This window comes from Micromonospora rifamycinica, from assembly GCF_900090265.1.
Classification (GTDB): Bacteria; Actinomycetota; Actinomycetes; order Mycobacteriales; family Micromonosporaceae; genus Micromonospora; species Micromonospora rifamycinica.
Map to the genome: position 1 here is coordinate 6,238,445 of NZ_LT607752.1, position 15,191 is coordinate 6,253,635.

Genomic DNA, 15,191 nt, shown 5'->3' on the forward strand with positions numbered 1-15,191 from the left:
TTCTCGTCAGGGCGAGCGGGCCGGCAGGGTGTGCGGCTGCGGTGGACACCCGTCAGCGCGCGACCCTTACCAGCGCTGCGCCCTCGCCTGGTGTGTCGGGCAGGTGGAGGCGGTGGACGGGTATCCCGGCCTGGGGGAGCCGGCGACGGGACGTCGTCGAGCATGGCGGGTGGGCCGCAGACGTACACCTGATGGTGCGGTCGGTGGTGGCGCAGGGCGAGGGTGAGCGCGTCGCCCCGCTCGGCCGGCGCGGCCTGCGGGTCGTCGGAGAACGCGGGCACGATGGTGAGCCAGTCGTGGGCCTGCTGGAGCTTGTCGAGGGCGATGGCGTCGTACAGCTCGGTGAAGGTGCGGGTGGCGGCGATCAGGGTGACCCGGCGGCCGTCGAGGGCGGCGGCGACCTGTTCGACCAGGGCGCGCAGCGGGGCCAGCCCGGTGCCGCCGGCCACCAGCAACAGGTCGCCGTCGCGCAGGTGCAGGCCGGTGTCGTGGGGCGGGCCGAGGTGCAGCAGCTCGCCGGGGCGTACCTCATGCACGAGGCTGGTCGAGACGGTGCCGGCGGCCACGGCACGGACGTGCAGCTCCACGGTGCCGTCGGGGCGTGGCGCGTTCGCGGGGGAGTACCAGCGCCATTGGTCGGGGTGGCGCGGCGTGTGGACGGGGATGACCTGGCCGGGGCGGTAGGCCAACCGTGACCAGGGGCGGACGGTCAGGATAGCGGTGCCGGGGCACGGGCGGTCGTGATCGATCACCCTGGCCGGCACGCTGCCCCCGGCCACCCCCGCCGTCATGGCGGGATCGTCGGGTGTCGCCTCCAGCGGTGCGACGGACCACGCCGGTGGGCGGTGCACGGCGCTCATCGGGCCACCGCCCGACGTACCTCGGCGATCAGCCCGTCGGGCAGGTCCGCCGCCCAGCACACCCCGACCAGGTAGTCACCGATGCGCCGATGCTGCTCCTTGGACAGGCCGAGCCCACCCCAGGGGTCGGTCGCCTCCCCGGCGAGCGCGGCGGTCACGCTCGCCGTCAGGTGCGCGGCCAGCCGGCCGAGATCCACCCCGACGAGGTACGGCGACAGCTCCGCGTCCGCTGTCACCAGCCGCAACCAGCGGCGGACGATCTCGGCCGGGGTCATGCCGCAGGTCTCCTGCCCCGGCTGGCTGTCGCGGGGTGGCCGGTCCCCGTCGGGGATGTCTGCTGCGGTGGTCATCGTGTCTGCGCCCCTGTGCGTCGCGGAGGGTGGACCGGCACCGGGGCGGGCGGGGTCGAGGTCGCGTCGTGCGAGTCGACACCACCCCGGAGCCCGGCACCCGCCCCGGGCCATGCCGTCGACCATCGCCGCTGACCAGGGGCTCCGTTATGTGGTGATGATCGTGGGCGGCATGCGCGCACCGTATTCGACCGACTACGCGGATGGACCCGCCCGCCTGTGGGTGGCACTGCTGGCATGGGTGATCGAGGAGTGCTGCATCTCGTGGTCTGCGCGGCCCCGCCAGTGGACCGCATCGGCGAACTCGTCGGGCTGCTGATGGCGGACGGGTGGTCGGTGTGCCTCATCGCCACCCCGGTCGCGGCGTCCTGGCTCGACCGGGCGGCGTGGCAGAACAGTCCGTCCGACCGGTACGACATGAGCGTGGGCGTCTTCGATATGCGCGCTGCGTATACCACTCGTGCACGGAGCGGGTTGAATGATTACGCTCGACGTCGGACTCGACCGCCCGCGATTGGCGAGGTTGCCGGTGACATCTGCGAACTGCCCACGCTGCGGCGGACGACTCGCCCGTGACAACGACAGCGGACGCTGCGCCCCCTGCCAGGCTGCCGAACGCGACCGGCTGAGCGCGCCACCCGAGGTGCCGACCTCCTTCTGGGACCACCAGCCGGTACGACAGGCGTTGGCGTCTCGTCATTTCGGCCGGGCGATCAGGGCCTACCGGTGCCACCCCTACCACGGGCGGCACCCGTTGCCGCAGACCGTGGTGGCGGGGTGGATGGGGATCACCCAGGCGCAGTTGAGCCGGATCGAGAACGGACCGCCGGTAGTGCACCTGGACCGGCTGGCGCACTGGGCGAAGATCCTCGGGATACCGGGTGTCCTGTTGTGGTTCAGCCTGCCGGGCGCGCGGCCCAGCTCAACGACGAACTTCGGGCCGGTACCGGGGCGCGACTGCCATGACCACGGGGACCTTGAGACCACACCAGTTTCTCTCGAACCATCGACGAAGGGGGTGGTCACCACGGACCGCCGGCAGTTCCACGCACTGGCAGCGTTGGCGGGAGTCGGCTCCGTGAGCAATGTGGGCTTCTTCGCCACGCTCGCGGACCAGTCTCCGTCCATCGGCCTCGAACACGTCCGCCTGGCCGGCTCCCTGGTGAAGGAGTTCCGGGACGCCGACGCGGCGACCGGCGCCAATCAGCTGTGCGACATCGCCATCCATGTCCATGGTCGTCTGGCCTCCTGGGCGGCAGAGGCACTCTACAGTCGAGATGTCGGTGAAGCCCTCCAGGCGTCGCTCGCCGACCTGGCCGTAGAGACGGCGTGGCTGGCTCACGACGCCGAACGCCGGGCAGCCGTGCGTCCCTATCTCCACGAGGCGATCACACGGGCACGGCTCGCCGACGATCTCCAGGTCGAGGCACGCGCGTTCACGCAACTCGCACTTCACACCTGGAACTCCCGGCCCACCGAGTCCCTGCACTGCGCGGACGCCGCGTTCCGGATCTCCGCCGGCTGGGCGACCCCACGCCTGCGCACACTTCTACACCTTCGGCGGGCATGCGCGTTCGCCGTACTGAAGGACCACGGCGCTTTCGAGCGCGAGATGCGCAACGCACGCCAGCAACTGGAACGGGGTCCGCACCAGGAGGATCCCGACTTCGTCCACTTCGTCAACGCCCAGGAGGTCCAGGGTCTGGAGGCGTTGTCGTTCCTCTCGCTCGACCAGCCGGGGCGTGCCGCGAAGGCGCTCCGTGACGCCATCGCCAACGGTTCCCCCACCCACCGGCGCAACCAGGTCTACTACCGGGTACGGCTGATCGAGGCGACCTACCGGGCGGGCGACGTCAGCGAGGCCGCCCGGATGGCGGTTGACCTGCTCCCTGAGGTGCGGCAGATGAACTCTGGCCGGGTGACCCGGCATATGGCCGACATCCGTTCGACGGTGGGTCGGCTACCTCGGCAGACCGCCCCGGTCCGAGACTTCATCGAAGCCTTCGACGGGGTGGCCGTCTGATGATCGGGAGTCTGATCTTCCGCCACTACAGTTCCGTCGAAGCCGAAGAGATCACCGAGCAATTGATTGCCCTCTACCTGGACGTCCATGCCGGGCAGGGGGATTTCTACGGTGAGGACCGTTACCGTCGCCAACTGTCCGCACACCGGCAGCGGCCTGGATGGGTGCTGGTAGCCGCCGCGCTGAATGAGGAGTTGATCGGGTACGTCTACGGGTTCCCGTTGGCACCGGACACCCGATGGTGGGACGGCATCGAGGAACCCGTGCCGGTCGGCTTCACCGAGGAGGACGGGCACCGGACCTTCGCCATCTGCGAGCTGCTGGTGCGTGCGCAGTGGCGGCGGCAGGGGGTCGCGCGGGCACTGCACGACGATCTGGTGCGGAGCCGACACGAGCAGCGGATGACCCTTCTCGCCCGGCCGGACAACGGCCCCGCGCAGGCGGCGTACCGGTCCTGGGGATGGCGGACCGTCACCCGGCTTCGCCCCGGCTGGCCCGACGCGCCCCTGTTCGACGTTCTCGTCCGCGATCCGGGCCCGACAGGCTGACGATGACGCCGCCGTCCGGCGGTCGGCCCGGCACTGGTTGATCACTGGTTGTCCGGTTGTGTCGTACCCGATGGTTAGTGTCCGACCTGACCGACGGTGCTCGGGTGGTGACGAGGGTCTTCCGCCCGACGCCGCACTGCGTCAGGAGGCACGATGCTCATCGACTGCGACGGTTGCCGGGTCCGGGGTGCGGGCTGCGCCGGCTGCCTGGTGACGGCCCTGCTCGACACCGACTCGCCGGCCGCCGGCCTGGGTGCCGCCGAGCACCGGGCGATCGAGGTGCTGACCCGCTCCGGCTTCGAGGTGGAGGTGCTGGCCCACGAGACCGCCCGTCCGGCCCGCCGCCGTCGGGTCGCCTGACGCCCGCCGGCCCGCCGGGGCTGCCGGTGCCGGTGGGCCGGCGGTCGCCGCACGCGGGCCGTAACGGGGTCCGGGGCACACCGCGCCGCAGCCGCGTCGGCGGGCCATAGGATGGGCGCTCACGGCGGGAGGAGCGGCGGCATGACTCGGGTACGACGCCACACCCGCAGACCCGCTGCCGGGGTGTCCCGGTGACCCCGCGCGGCTGGGCGGTGCTGACCCTGGCGGCGTTGGTGCTCGCCCTGGTCGTGCTCGGTGCCCTGCTGGTCCCGTGGCACCGGCCGCCGGCACCCCGGCCCGATCAGCTCGCCGCGCTGCGCGACCTGCCCACCGACCAGGTGGCCCGGGGGCGGGCGTTCCAGGCGGCGCTGCGCCCCGGCCGCTACACCGGGCTGGTCGTCGGGCTGCTGGTGGCCCTGCTGCTCGGGTTGACCCCGCTGGGTGCCCGGCTGGTCGAGCTGGCCGGGCGGCCCTTCGGTGACCACTGGATCGCCCGCGCGGTGCTCGGCGGGATCGCCGTGGTGCTCGTCGCCGACCTGCTCACCCTGCCCTTCGCCGCCTGGCGGCAGTCGGTGCTGACCCGCTACGGGCTGAGCACCCACGGCTGGGGTGGCTGGACGGTCGACCTACTCAAGTCGTACGCGGTCAGCGCGGTCGTCGGCGCGGTGGTGCTGCTCGGCTTCTACACCGTCACCCGGCTCACCCCGCGCTGGTGGTGGGCGTTCGGGGCGGCCGGCGCGGCCGGGTTGGTGGTGCTGCTCTCCTTCGTGCTGCCGGTGCTGGTGGAGCCGGTGTTCAACCGGTTCACCCCGATGGAGCCGGGTCCGCTGCGCACCGAGCTGACCGCGCTGGCCGCCCGGGACGGCGTACCGGTGCGCGACGTGCTGGTCGCCGACGCCTCCCGCCGCACCCGGGCGGTCAACGCCTACGTCTCCGGCCTGGGGCCGACCCGCCGGGTGGTGGTCTACGACACCCTGCTGCGCGAGGCCACCCCCGCCGAGGTGACCAGCGTCGTCGCGCACGAGCTGGGCCACGCCAAGGACCGCGACGTCTGGACCGGCACGCTGACCGGGGCGCTCGGTGCCGCCACCGCGGTCGTCGCGCTCTACCTGCTCGGCTCCTGGACCCCGCTGCTGCGCCGGGCCGGTGTCGACTCGATCGCCGAGCCCCGGGCGTTCGCGCTGCTCATCGCCCTGGTGACGGTCGTCGGGCTGGTGGCCGCCCCGGTGCAGGCACTGATGTCCCGCCGGGTCGAGGCCCGGGCCGACGCGCACGCGCTGGCGCTCACCGGCGACCCGGCCACCTTCGAGGCGATGCAACGCCGGCTGGCCGGGGTCAACCTGGGCGACCCGGACCCGCCCCGCTGGGAGTACCTCTGGTCGGCGTCGCACCCGTCCACGGTGGAGCGGATGGCCGCCGCCCGCGCCTACGCCCGGCAGGTCGGCCGGTGAGTCGTACCCTGCTGGTCACCAACGACTTTCCGCCCCGCCCCGGCGGCATCCAGTCGTTCGTGCACCAGCTCGCCGTCCGCCAGCCGCCCGGCTCGGTGGTCGTCTACGCCTCCAGCTGGCGGGACACCGCCGAGTTCGACGCCGCGCAGCCCTTCCCGGTGGTCCGGGACGCCACCCGGGTGCTGCTGCCCACCCCCGGGGTCGCCCGCCGGGCCGCCCGGCTGGCCCGCGAGCACGGCTGCGACACCGTCTGGTTCGGTGCCGCCGCCCCCCTCGGCCTGCTCGCCGCCGGGCTGCGCCGCCGCGCCGGCATCCGCCGCGCGGTGGCGTTGACCCACGGTCACGAAGCCGGCTGGGCGGCCCTGCCCGGCGCCCGGGCCGCGCTGCGCCGGATCGGCCGGGACACCGACGTGGTCACCTACCTCGGCGACTACACCCGGGTACGGCTGGAACGCGCCCTGCACGGCGTCACCGAGCTGCACCGGCTCGCCCCCGGGGTCGACGTGGACACCTACCACCCGGCGGTGGACGGCACACCGGTCCGTGCCCGGCACGGGCTGGCCGACCGGCCGGTGGTGGTCTGCGTGTCCCGGCTGGTGCCCCGTAAGGGCCAGGACATGCTGATCCGGGCGCTGCCGGCGATCCGCCGCCGGGTGCCCGACGCGGCGCTGCTGGTGGTCGGGGGAGGACCTTACCGGGCGACGTTGGAGAAGCTGGCCCGGTCCACCGGCGTGGCGCGGGACGTGGTGTTCACCGGTTCGGTGCCGTGGGAGGCGCTGCCGGCCCACTACGCCGCCGGTGACGTCTACGCGATGCCCTGCCGGACCCGTAACCGGGGCCTGGACGTCGAAGGGCTGGGCATCGTCTACCTGGAGGCGTCGGCGACCGGGCTGCCGGTGGTGGCCGGCGACTCCGGCGGCGCACCCGACGCGGTCCGCGAGGGCGAGACCGGCTACGTCGTCCCGGGCCGGGACGTCGCAGTGCTCGCCGACCGGGTGGCCACCCTGCTCGCCGACCGGGAGCTGGCCCGCCAGCTCGGCGCGGCCGGTCGGGCCTGGGTGGAGAAGGAGTGGCGCTGGGAGACCCAGGCCCGCCGGCTGGCCGACCTGCTCGCCGGCACCACCGCACCCGGCTGAGCCGCGACCGACCGCCTGGTGTGCCTCACCTCGGCGGCCGGTGCCGTGCCGGGTGGCCCGTGGTGAGTCACCTCGGCGGCCGGTGCCGTGCCGGGTGGCCCGGCGGGTGTCACCCGGGCGGCCGGTGCCCGGTGGCCCGGCCGGTGCTCAACGGATCTTTTCCAGGATGCGGGCGGCCGGGGCCGGCCGACCGAAGTGCCAGCCCTGGCCGGCGTCGCAGCCGATGGCCCGGAGCCGGTCGGCCTGGTCGGCGGTCTCCACCCCTTCGGCGGTGACGGTCAGGTCCAGCGCGTGGGCCAGCGACACCAGCGAGGCGAGGATCCGCTCGTCGTTGCGGCTGGCCGGGTCGACCTGCGGGGTACGCAGCCTGGTCACGAACTCACCGGCCACCTTCAGCTCGGTCACCGGCAGGTCCCGCAGATAGACCAGGTTGCTGTAGCCGGTGCCGAAGTCGTCGATGGCGATCCGGACGCCCAGCTCGTTGAGCATCCGCAGCGCCCGGACCGGGTCCTCCGCGCCGGTGCTCATCATGGTGCTCTCGGTGATCTCCAACTGGAGCCGGTGCGGTGGCAGGCCGGTCTGCGCCAGCAGCCCGCGTACCTCCTGCACCAGGCCGGGGCGGTGGACCTGCCGGACGGCCAGGTTGACGCTGACGAACGGGGCCGGCCCGCCGCCGGCCGCCCAGCTCTCTGCCTCCCGGCACGCCTCGGCGAGCACCCAGCCGCCGAGCCGGACGATCAGCCCGGTCTCCTCGGCCAAGCCGATGAAGCTGTCCGGACCCAGCACCCCCAGCTCCGGGTGCCGCCAGCGGACCAGCGCCTCCACCCCGAGCAGGGTGCCGTCGCGCAAGGACGTCAGCGGCTGGTAGTCGAGGAAGAACTCGCCCCGGTCGAGGGCGGCGGGGATGGCCGCCGACAGGGCGTACCGGGCCAGCTCGGTGCGGTGCCGGGCCGGGTCGAACAGCGCCCAGCGGGCGCCGCCGGCCGCCTTGGCCCAGTGCAGGGTGCTGTCGGCGGCCCGCATCAGCTCACCCGGGGTGGCGCCGACCACCGGCCGTTCCACGATGCCGACGCTGGCCGTGACGGTCAGCTCGTGCCCGTCGACCAGGGCCGGCTCGGCGACCGCCGCGAGCGCCGCCTCCGCCACCCTGACCACGTCGTCGGTGCCGCTGGTGTGCTGGACCAGGATGACGAACTCGTCGCCGCCGAGCCGGGCCACCAGATGCTCGCCGAGCGCCCGGCGCAGCCGCTGCGCCACCTGCACCAGCAGGGCGTCGCCGAGCTGGTGCCCGAGGGAGTCGTTGACCACCTTGAACCGGTCGAGGTCGAGGAAGCAGACCCCCACCCGGTCGGAGCCCCGCCGCCCCGGCAGCGCGATGGCGGCGGCGAGCCGTTCGGTGAACAGGGTCCGGTTGGGCAGGTCGGTGAGCGGGTCGTGGGTGGCCTGGTGGCGGAACCGGGACTCACTGTCGCGCAGCGCCCGTTCGGCCTGCGCCCGGGCCACCATCGCGGCCCGCCGGATCGACTCCTGCTCGTCGAGCGTCCGGTCGCGCAGCGCGCGGGCGTACCCGGTGGTGATGGTGGCGAGCAGCCGGGCCAGCCGGTCGGAGACGTCGTCGCCGACCAGACCGAGGTCGCGCAGCAGACGGAGCTGGATGACCTCGACGGTACGGCCCAGCCCCTCGGCCGAGGCGATGTGCGCGGCCACCAGTTCGGCACCCACCTGGTGCCCGATGCGCGGGTCGAACGGCTCGGCCCGCAGCGCGGCGGCCAGCCGTACGGTGAGGCGTTGCAGCAGCGCCTCCAGCTGGGCCTGGGTCATCGGCAGGTAGCTGGTGCCGGAGACCGCCTTGGCCCAGGCGCGGGCGAAGATGCCCGGACAGGACGCGCCGCTGGTCCCCGGCTCACCCATCGAGACGCCCGACGCCGCCGAGGAAGACGGCCTGCTCGGCGTTCTCGGCGCTCTCCGGCGTCTCGGGCCGCCACTGCGGCACCCAGACCACCCCGGGATCGACCAGCGTGAAGCCGTCGAAGAACGCGGTCAGCTCGGCCCGGCTGCGGATGCACAGCGGGTTGTCGGTGCTGCGGTAGACCCGTTCCGCCTCGACCCGCTCCACGCCGCTGCGGGTGTCGTCGCTGGCCTGGGAGAGGACCAGGTGGCTGCCGGGGGCCAGGGCCACGCGCAGCGTCCGCAGGACGTCCTCGGGATGGTCGGAGTGCGGGATGAAGTGCAGCACCGCCACGACCATCACCGCCACCGGCTGGGTGAAGTCGATCAGGCGGGTGACCTCGGGATGTCGCAGGATCGCTTCCGGCCGGCGCAGGTCCTCCCGGACGACGGCGGCGTTGCCGTTGCCGGCGAGGATCTCCTGGCTGTGCGCCACGGCGACCGGGTCCACGTCGACGTAGACCACCCGGGCGTCCGGGGCGGCCCGCTGGGCGATCTCGTGCACGTTGCCGACGGTGGGGATGCCGGAGCCGATGTCGAGGAACTGACGGATGCCGGAGTCGACCAGGTATTGCACCACCCGGCGCAGGAACGCCCGGTTGGCCTGGGCCATCAGCGGCGCGTCGGGCACCGCCTCCACCATCGCGCGGGCGGCGACCCGGTCGGCGGCGAAATTGTGCGAGCCGCCGAGATAGTAGTCGTACATGCGGGCGACGCTGGGGCGTTCGATGTCGATGTCGTCGGGTGCCCAGTCCGGTCGCTGCATCCCCAACCCCTTTGTCGAGTATCACCGCGTGGGTCGTCGCCTGCGCGGTTCACCCGGGTATTGTGCCCGCCCACTGCCCGGGTGCAAAGACCGCGATCTGTGCGCGATCATCCCCTTACCGGGCGCAATCGAAACCTGTGGATCGCCCGGCAGGCCCGGTCCGACGAGGGATCCGGGCCTGCCGGCCCGCGGGTGAGGACCCGCTCAGAACTTCGGTGCGTCCGGCGCCTCGAGCAGGCCCAACCGCAGGGCGGTCATCAACGCCTGCGCCCGGTTGGCCGCGCCCAGCTTCTCGTAGAGCTTGGAGATGTGGGTCTTGGCGGTGGACTCGCTGACGAAGAGCTGCTTGGCGATGCCGGCCACGCTCATGCCGTCGGCGAGCAGCCGCAGCACCTGACCCTCGCGGGGGGAGAGCTGCGGGCCGGACGGGGCCAGCCGACGCTTCATCGCCTCGGCCAGGTCGGCCGCGGTGAACGCGCTGGGCGAGGAGGCGGCGTGCCGGGCGGCGGCGACGACCTCGTCGGCCGGCGCGGTCTTCGGCACGAACGCGCTGGCCCCCGCCTCCAACGCGCCGAAGAGCTGGTCGTCACCGGCGTACATGGTGAGCACCACGATGCCCATCGACGCGCTGGACTTGCGCAGCGCCCGGGTGGCCTCCAGGCCGCTGCCGTCGGGAAGCCGCAGATCCATGATCACGACGTCCGGTTGCAGCGCGCCGGCCTGGCGCACGCCCTCCGCCGCCGTCGCGGCCTCGCCGACGACCTCGAACTGACGGTCACGCTCGAAGGCGTGCCGCAGCCCCTTGCGGATCAGGTCGTGATCGTCGACAAGGAGGACCTTGGTACGGGTGGCCGGTGTCGGGCTTGTGGTCATCCTCGAATTACTCCACTTCTGCTGCTGCGCTGCCACGCACGTTATCGCGCCGGGGCGACGAACCCACCACCACCGCCACGGTCGTACCGCTGGGTTGCCGGGGACTGATCTCCAACCGGCCCCGGATACGTTCCGCCCTCTCCGCCATGATCGCAAGGCCGTAGTGACCGTCGGTGCGCTGGTCACCGATGCCGTGACCGTCATCCGACACTTCAATTTGCGCGTACGGGGGGTCCACCTCACAGGTGACCCAGAGATTCGACGCCCCGGCGTGCTTGCGGGCGTTGGTCACCGCCTCCTGCGCGATGCGCAGCAACTCGGCCTCGGTGGCGGCCGGCAACCGGGCGGTCGACTCGTCCAGCGACAGGTGCACCCGCAGCCCGCCGGCCGAACCCACGGTCCGGGCGTACTCGGCGATCGCCGCCGCCAGGCCGCCGTGCCGGTCCACCTCGCTGCGCAGCTCGAACAGGCTCAGCCGCAGCTCGGTGATCACCCGGGTCACCTCGCCGCGCAGGGTGCGCAGCGCCTCGGCGGTCTCCTTCGGGTCCTCGTCCACGTAGGCCAGCGCGTTGTCGATGCCGTAGCCGACCATCACCAGCTCCTGCGCCACCCCGTCGTGGATCTCCCGGGCCAGCCGCTGGCGCTCCTCGTTGGTGGCCAGCGACCGCACGTCGTCGAAGAGCAGCGCCGCCTCCAGCCGCAACGCGGCCGGGCCGGTCAGCGCGGTCACCCGGGACACCACCGGCGGCGGGTAGGCGTGCGCGGCGTCCGCCTCCAGCACCACCAGGCCGACCGTACGGACCCCGGCGACCAGCGGCACGATCAGCGACGAGACGTCCCCGCCGGGGTGCGAGCGGGCCTGCGACCGGGCCGCGGTCTGTGGCTGCTGGCTGGCCCAGGCGTCGGCGATCGCCGAGTCGGAGTCCAGCGTCGTCTCCCAGTCGACCCGGTCCACGCCCACCTGGGCGAGCACCACCAGCCGGCCGCCGCCGCTGGCCGACAGCACCGCGCCCCGGTTGCCGGGGGCCACGGTGCGCAGCTCCTCCAGCAGGTGCTCGGAGATGCCGCCCGGGTCGAGGGTGGCCCCGGGTAGTTGCCGGGCGACCGTCCGGAGCTGGGTCAGCAGCCGGGTGGCCTCGGCGTACGGCTGGGGCTTGCCCTCGGCGCGGACCCGCATCACCTGGTGCAGGGTGCCGGCGGCGTACAGCCCGAGCCCGGCGAGGATCAGCCACTGTGCGCAGACCGCCAGGTAACCCGGCTGGCCGAGCTGGCGCCCGCCGTCGACCACGGTGAGCGCGCCGGCCATCAGCAGGGTGACCGCGGTGACCGCGAGCAGCACCGCCCCCTCGCGGAACTGCCGGCGCAGCGCGGTGACGGTGACCGGCACCGCGAGGTAGGGCAGCACCGCCGACGCGCCCAGCCCGCCGACCGACGAGCCGAGCACGGCGGAGACGGCGACCTGGCTGGCGGCCAGCCCGATCACCACCGCCTCGGCGAGCCGGCTCAGCGGACCGATCAACCGGTGCTCGGGGGCGAGCAGGGCGGGCGCTCCGGCGACCGCCAACAGGGCGATCCACCAGAGCTGGGCGGGATCGCGGGTGGCGATCAGGGTCAGGACGCCGACCAGCGCGAGCATCACCGCACGGGCGGCGGCGGCGACGGGGCGCGTCTGGGGGCGGACGGCTGTGGAGGCGGACACGTGACGGATCGTAGTCAGCCTTGGTAGATCTCCGCGATCTCGGCCGCGTACGTCTTGTGCACGACCTGCCGTTTGACCTTGAGCGAGGGGGTCAGCTCGCCGGTCGCCTCGGTGAAGTCGCGGGGCAGGATGCGGAACACCTTGATCGCTTCGGCCTTGGACACCGCCAGGTTGGCGGTGTCCACCGCGCCCTGGATCTCGGCCCGCAGCCCGTCGTGCGTCAGCAGCCGGTCGACCGGGGTGTCCTCGGCCAGCCCGTGGGCGGCCAGCCACTTCGGCAGCGCCTCCTCGTCCACGGTGACCAGGGCGGCGATGAACGGCTGCCGGTCGCCGACCACCACGCACTGGCTGACCAGCGGATGCGACCGGACCTGGTCCTCCAGCACGGCCGGCGCGACGTTCTTGCCGGCGGCCGTCACGATGATCTCCTTCTTGCGGCCGGTGATGCGCAGGAAGCCGTCGTCGTCGAGGTGGCCCAGGTCGCCGGTGCGGAACCAGCCGTCGGTGAGCGCCTCGGCGGTGGCCGACTCGTTCTTCCAGTAGCCCTGGAAGATCAGGTCACCGGTGATCAGGATCTCGCCGTCGTCGGCGATCCGGATGGTCACGCCGGGCAGCGGTCGGCCGACGGTGCCGATCTTCGTGCCGGTGGGCAGGTTGGCCGCGGCGGCGGGCGAGGTCTCGGTGAGGCCGTACCCCTCGCAGATGGTCACCCCGATGCCGCGGAAGAAGTGCCCGAGCCGGGCGCCGAGCGGAGCGCCACCGGAGATCGCGTCCCGGCAGCGGCCCCCGAGCGCGGCCCGCAGCTTGCGGTAGACCAGCCGGTCGAAGACGGCGTGCTGGGCGCGCAGTGCGAACCCGGGACCGCCCGGGGTCTCCTGCGCCTCGCTCCAGGCGATGGCGACCTTCTCCGCGCGGTCGAAGATCGCGCCCTTGCCGTCGGCCTCGGCCTTCTGCCGGGCGCCGTTGTAGACCTTCTCGAAGACCCGGGGGACGGAGAGCACGAAGGTCGGCCGGAACTCCTGGAGCTGGGCGACCAGGTCCCGGGTGTCGGCGCAGTGCGCCATGGTGGCCCGCGCCTGCACCACCCCGATCTGGATGAGCCGGGCGAAGGCGTGCGCCAGCGGGAGGAACAGCAGGGTCGAGGCCCCCGGGCGGAACAGGTTCGGCAGCACCGGGACGGCGTTGGCGATGTCGGCGTACATGTTGCGGTGGGTCAGCACGCAGCCCTTGGGGCGGCCGGTGGTGCCGCTGGTGTAGATGATCGTGGCGATGTCGGCGGCGCGGACCGAGGTGCGGCGGCGCTCGATCTCCTCCGGGTCGACCGATGTGCCGGCGGCGACGATCTCGTCCACCCCGCCCAGCTCGATCTGCCACACGTCGCGCAGCTCGGGCAGCCGGTCCCGGACCCCGGCGACCAGGGTGGCGTGGCTGTTGGTCTCCACCACCACCGCGACCGCACCGGAGTCGGCGAGGATCCAGGCGGCCTGTTCGGCGCTGGAGGTCTCGTAGATCGGCACGGTGACCGCGCCGGCCGCCCAGATGGCGTAGTCGAGCAGGGTCCACTCGTAGCGGGTGCGGCTCATCAGGGCGACCCGGTCGCCGGGGGCCACCCCCGCGCCGGCCAGCCCCCGGGCGACCGCCACCACCTCGTCGCGGAACTGCCGGCAGGTGACGTCGACCGCGGCGCGGCCCTCCACGGCGGGCCGGACGAACTGCACCGCGTCCGGTGCCGCCTCGGCGTTGTCCCAGACCGGGTCGGTCAGGTTTGCCGCGTCGCCGATGCTGACGATCGGCGGAACGGAGAACTCGCGCACCTGCACTCCCTCGTGCTCGCACTGGCCGGGCCGACCACGGGCCGGCATGGTCGAAACCTACCCGGCCGCCGCCCCGGACGCCCCAGCCAGGTAGCCCGCCCCACCGGCCCGGACCCGGCTCCGGGGGTGGAGCGGGGCGTCCGCCGGGCGCGGCGGGTAGCCTCCCCCCATGGCGGACTCCTCCACCCAGTCGATCATCATCGGCGCGTCACCTGACCAGGTGGCCGCGGTCATCTGCGACTTCGCGAGCTACCCGGAGTGGACCGAGGCGGTGCGCCGGACCGAGGTCGTCGAGGAGTACGAGGACGGCTACGCCAGCCAGGTGCGGTTCACCATCGACGCTGGCGTGATGGCCGACGAGTACGTGCTGGCCTACGGGTACGCCGAGGACCTCTCCCGGATCGAGTGGCACCTGGTCGCGCCGTCGCGGATGCAGAAGGCGCAGCGCGGCTCGTACGACCTGGTCGGCAACCCGGACGGCACCTGCACGGTGACCTACACCCTGGAGGTCGAGCTGTCGGTGGGCATGATCGGCATGTTTCGCCGGAAAGCCGAGAAAATGATCATGGATACGGCGTTGAAGCAGCTCAAGCGCCGGGTAGAAGCAGCCGGTGCGGCGTAGCGACGCGGCGGCCGGCGACACGACGGAGGAGCCGACCATGGGCGCAACGGAGCCGGGCTCGGCCCGGGAGGAAGCCGAACGGCTGGTCGCCACGCTGATCGCGACGGCCCGGCTGGCATCCGCCGGCACCGGCTCGGGTGCGGGACCGTGGGGTCCGTTCGGTGGGATCGTGTCGGGTGTCCTCGGTCACAGTGCCGGCCCGGCCCGCCCGACCGGAGGCGCACACCGGGCCGGTGCTTTCGGCACCGGATCGGCGGAGTGCTGCATCTGTCCCGTCTGTCGGGCTATCGCCGCGTTGCGCGATCCGAGCCCCGAGTTCGCCGAGCGGCTCGCCACCGGCGCGGGCGACCTGGCGGCGGGGATCGCCAGCCTGATGCGCGCGTTCGGCACGCCGGCAGGCGGGGAAGCATCCCACGGGACGCCCGGTGACGCCAGTGCGACGACCGGCGGAGCCGGCCCCGCCGATTCCGACGCCGATCATGTGTGGCGCGAGGCCACCCGTACCGGGCATGATTCTGCGTCGGCGCCGGAGCGGGACATCTGGTCCGCCGCCACCCGGGCGGAGGACGCGGCCGAACCGACCGCCGCCGCACCGCCCGTCGACGACGCCGGGCCGGCCGCGTCGGCCCAGCAGGTCCGGCCCACGGCCGACGGCCCCGTGGTGCCCGCCTCGCGGGCGCCGTCCGGCGCGGGCGGGGACGCACCAGGCGACGGGGCCTGACCACCGGACATCCCGGCGGTG

The 15,191-nt window shown here is 73.4% G+C and carries 14 protein-coding genes and 1 pseudogene; 8 read left to right on the top strand and 7 right to left on the bottom strand.

Features of this window, described 5'->3' with window-relative positions; all coding sequences use genetic code 11:
* Nucleotides 1-209: 209 nt before the first annotated feature.
* Together GA0070623_RS26475 and GA0070623_RS26480 are read right to left on the bottom strand one after the other, a co-directional pair.
* Nucleotides 210-860 (bottom strand): annotated as a pseudogene (locus GA0070623_RS26475) (FAD-binding oxidoreductase); the annotation flags it as partial.
* Entirely contained in the window at nucleotides 857-1,210 is a 354-nt protein-coding gene (locus GA0070623_RS26480; protein WP_231932559.1) for a globin family protein, read from the bottom strand. The gene GA0070623_RS26480 and the pseudogene GA0070623_RS26475, both read right to left, overlap by 4 nt.
* 252 nt (nucleotides 1,211-1,462) lie before the next feature.
* Between GA0070623_RS26480 and GA0070623_RS30480 the strand changes: the two genes are divergently transcribed.
* From GA0070623_RS30480 to GA0070623_RS26510, 6 genes are all read left to right on the top strand, one after another.
* Nucleotides 1,463-1,786 carry a hypothetical protein gene (locus tag GA0070623_RS30480; RefSeq protein WP_172898345.1) on the top strand — a complete coding sequence of 108 codons (324 nt, stop codon included), beginning with the start codon at nucleotides 1,463-1,465 and terminating at the stop codon, nucleotides 1,784-1,786.
* Nucleotides 1,787-1,991: 205 nt separating this feature from the next.
* Entirely contained in the window at nucleotides 1,992-3,233 is a 1,242-nt protein-coding gene (locus GA0070623_RS31195) for a helix-turn-helix domain-containing protein (RefSeq protein WP_231932560.1), read from the top strand.
* Entirely contained in the window at nucleotides 3,233-3,781 is a 549-nt protein-coding gene (locus GA0070623_RS26495; protein ID WP_067307998.1) for a GNAT family N-acetyltransferase, read from the top strand. The genes GA0070623_RS31195 and GA0070623_RS26495 overlap by 1 nt, the downstream gene beginning before the upstream one ends.
* A 153-nt stretch (nucleotides 3,782-3,934) precedes the next feature.
* On the top strand, nucleotides 3,935-4,141 hold the full coding sequence (locus tag GA0070623_RS26500; RefSeq protein ID WP_067308001.1) for a hypothetical protein: 207 nt from the start codon (nucleotides 3,935-3,937) through the stop codon (nucleotides 4,139-4,141).
* Nucleotides 4,142-4,332: 191 nt separating this feature from the next.
* Nucleotides 4,333-5,592, top strand: coding sequence for a M48 family metallopeptidase (locus GA0070623_RS26505; RefSeq protein WP_067308004.1), 1,260 nt, complete (start codon nucleotides 4,333-4,335; stop codon nucleotides 5,590-5,592).
* Complete coding sequence (locus tag GA0070623_RS26510; RefSeq protein ID WP_067308008.1) at nucleotides 5,589-6,728, top strand: glycosyltransferase family 4 protein; 1,140 nt, start codon at nucleotides 5,589-5,591, stop codon at nucleotides 6,726-6,728. Before GA0070623_RS26505 ends, GA0070623_RS26510 begins: the two co-directional genes overlap by 4 nt.
* Nucleotides 6,729-6,875: 147 nt before the next feature.
* Here the strand turns inward: GA0070623_RS26510 and GA0070623_RS26515 are convergent, their stop codons facing one another.
* The 5 genes from GA0070623_RS26515 to GA0070623_RS26535 form a co-directional block, all read right to left on the bottom strand.
* The gene (locus GA0070623_RS26515) at nucleotides 6,876-8,639 is read right to left on the bottom strand and encodes a putative bifunctional diguanylate cyclase/phosphodiesterase (RefSeq protein WP_067308011.1); all 1,764 of its coding nucleotides are present in this window, start codon (nucleotides 8,637-8,639) and stop codon (nucleotides 6,876-6,878) included.
* Nucleotides 8,632-9,441 carry an SAM-dependent methyltransferase gene (locus GA0070623_RS26520; RefSeq protein ID WP_067308015.1) on the bottom strand — a complete coding sequence of 270 codons (810 nt, stop codon included), beginning with the start codon at nucleotides 9,439-9,441 and terminating at the stop codon, nucleotides 8,632-8,634. The genes GA0070623_RS26515 and GA0070623_RS26520 overlap by 8 nt, the downstream gene beginning before the upstream one ends.
* Nucleotides 9,442-9,645: 204 nt before the next feature.
* Nucleotides 9,646-10,314 (bottom strand): response regulator transcription factor, encoded by a 669-nt coding sequence (locus GA0070623_RS26525; protein WP_007072219.1) that lies wholly within the window; start codon nucleotides 10,312-10,314, stop codon nucleotides 9,646-9,648.
* Between the two features lie 7 nt (nucleotides 10,315-10,321).
* Nucleotides 10,322-12,013 carry a sensor histidine kinase gene (locus GA0070623_RS26530; RefSeq protein ID WP_067308018.1) on the bottom strand — a complete coding sequence of 564 codons (1,692 nt, stop codon included), beginning with the start codon at nucleotides 12,011-12,013 and terminating at the stop codon, nucleotides 10,322-10,324.
* 14 nt (nucleotides 12,014-12,027) lie between these two features.
* A complete protein-coding gene (locus GA0070623_RS26535) occupies nucleotides 12,028-13,827 on the bottom strand; it encodes an AMP-dependent synthetase/ligase (RefSeq protein WP_067308043.1) in 1,800 nt (599 codons plus the stop codon).
* 169 nt (nucleotides 13,828-13,996) lie between these two features.
* On the opposite strand from GA0070623_RS26535, the gene GA0070623_RS26540 reads away from it, so the two are divergent.
* Together GA0070623_RS26540 and GA0070623_RS26545 are read left to right on the top strand one after the other, a co-directional pair.
* The gene (locus GA0070623_RS26540; RefSeq protein WP_067308021.1) at nucleotides 13,997-14,449 is read left to right on the top strand and encodes an SRPBCC family protein; all 453 of its coding nucleotides are present in this window, start codon (nucleotides 13,997-13,999) and stop codon (nucleotides 14,447-14,449) included.
* A gap of 37 nt (nucleotides 14,450-14,486) precedes the next feature.
* Nucleotides 14,487-15,170 (top strand): hypothetical protein, encoded by a 684-nt coding sequence (locus GA0070623_RS26545; RefSeq protein ID WP_067308046.1) that lies wholly within the window; start codon nucleotides 14,487-14,489, stop codon nucleotides 15,168-15,170.
* Nucleotides 15,171-15,191: the final 21 nt, after the last annotated feature.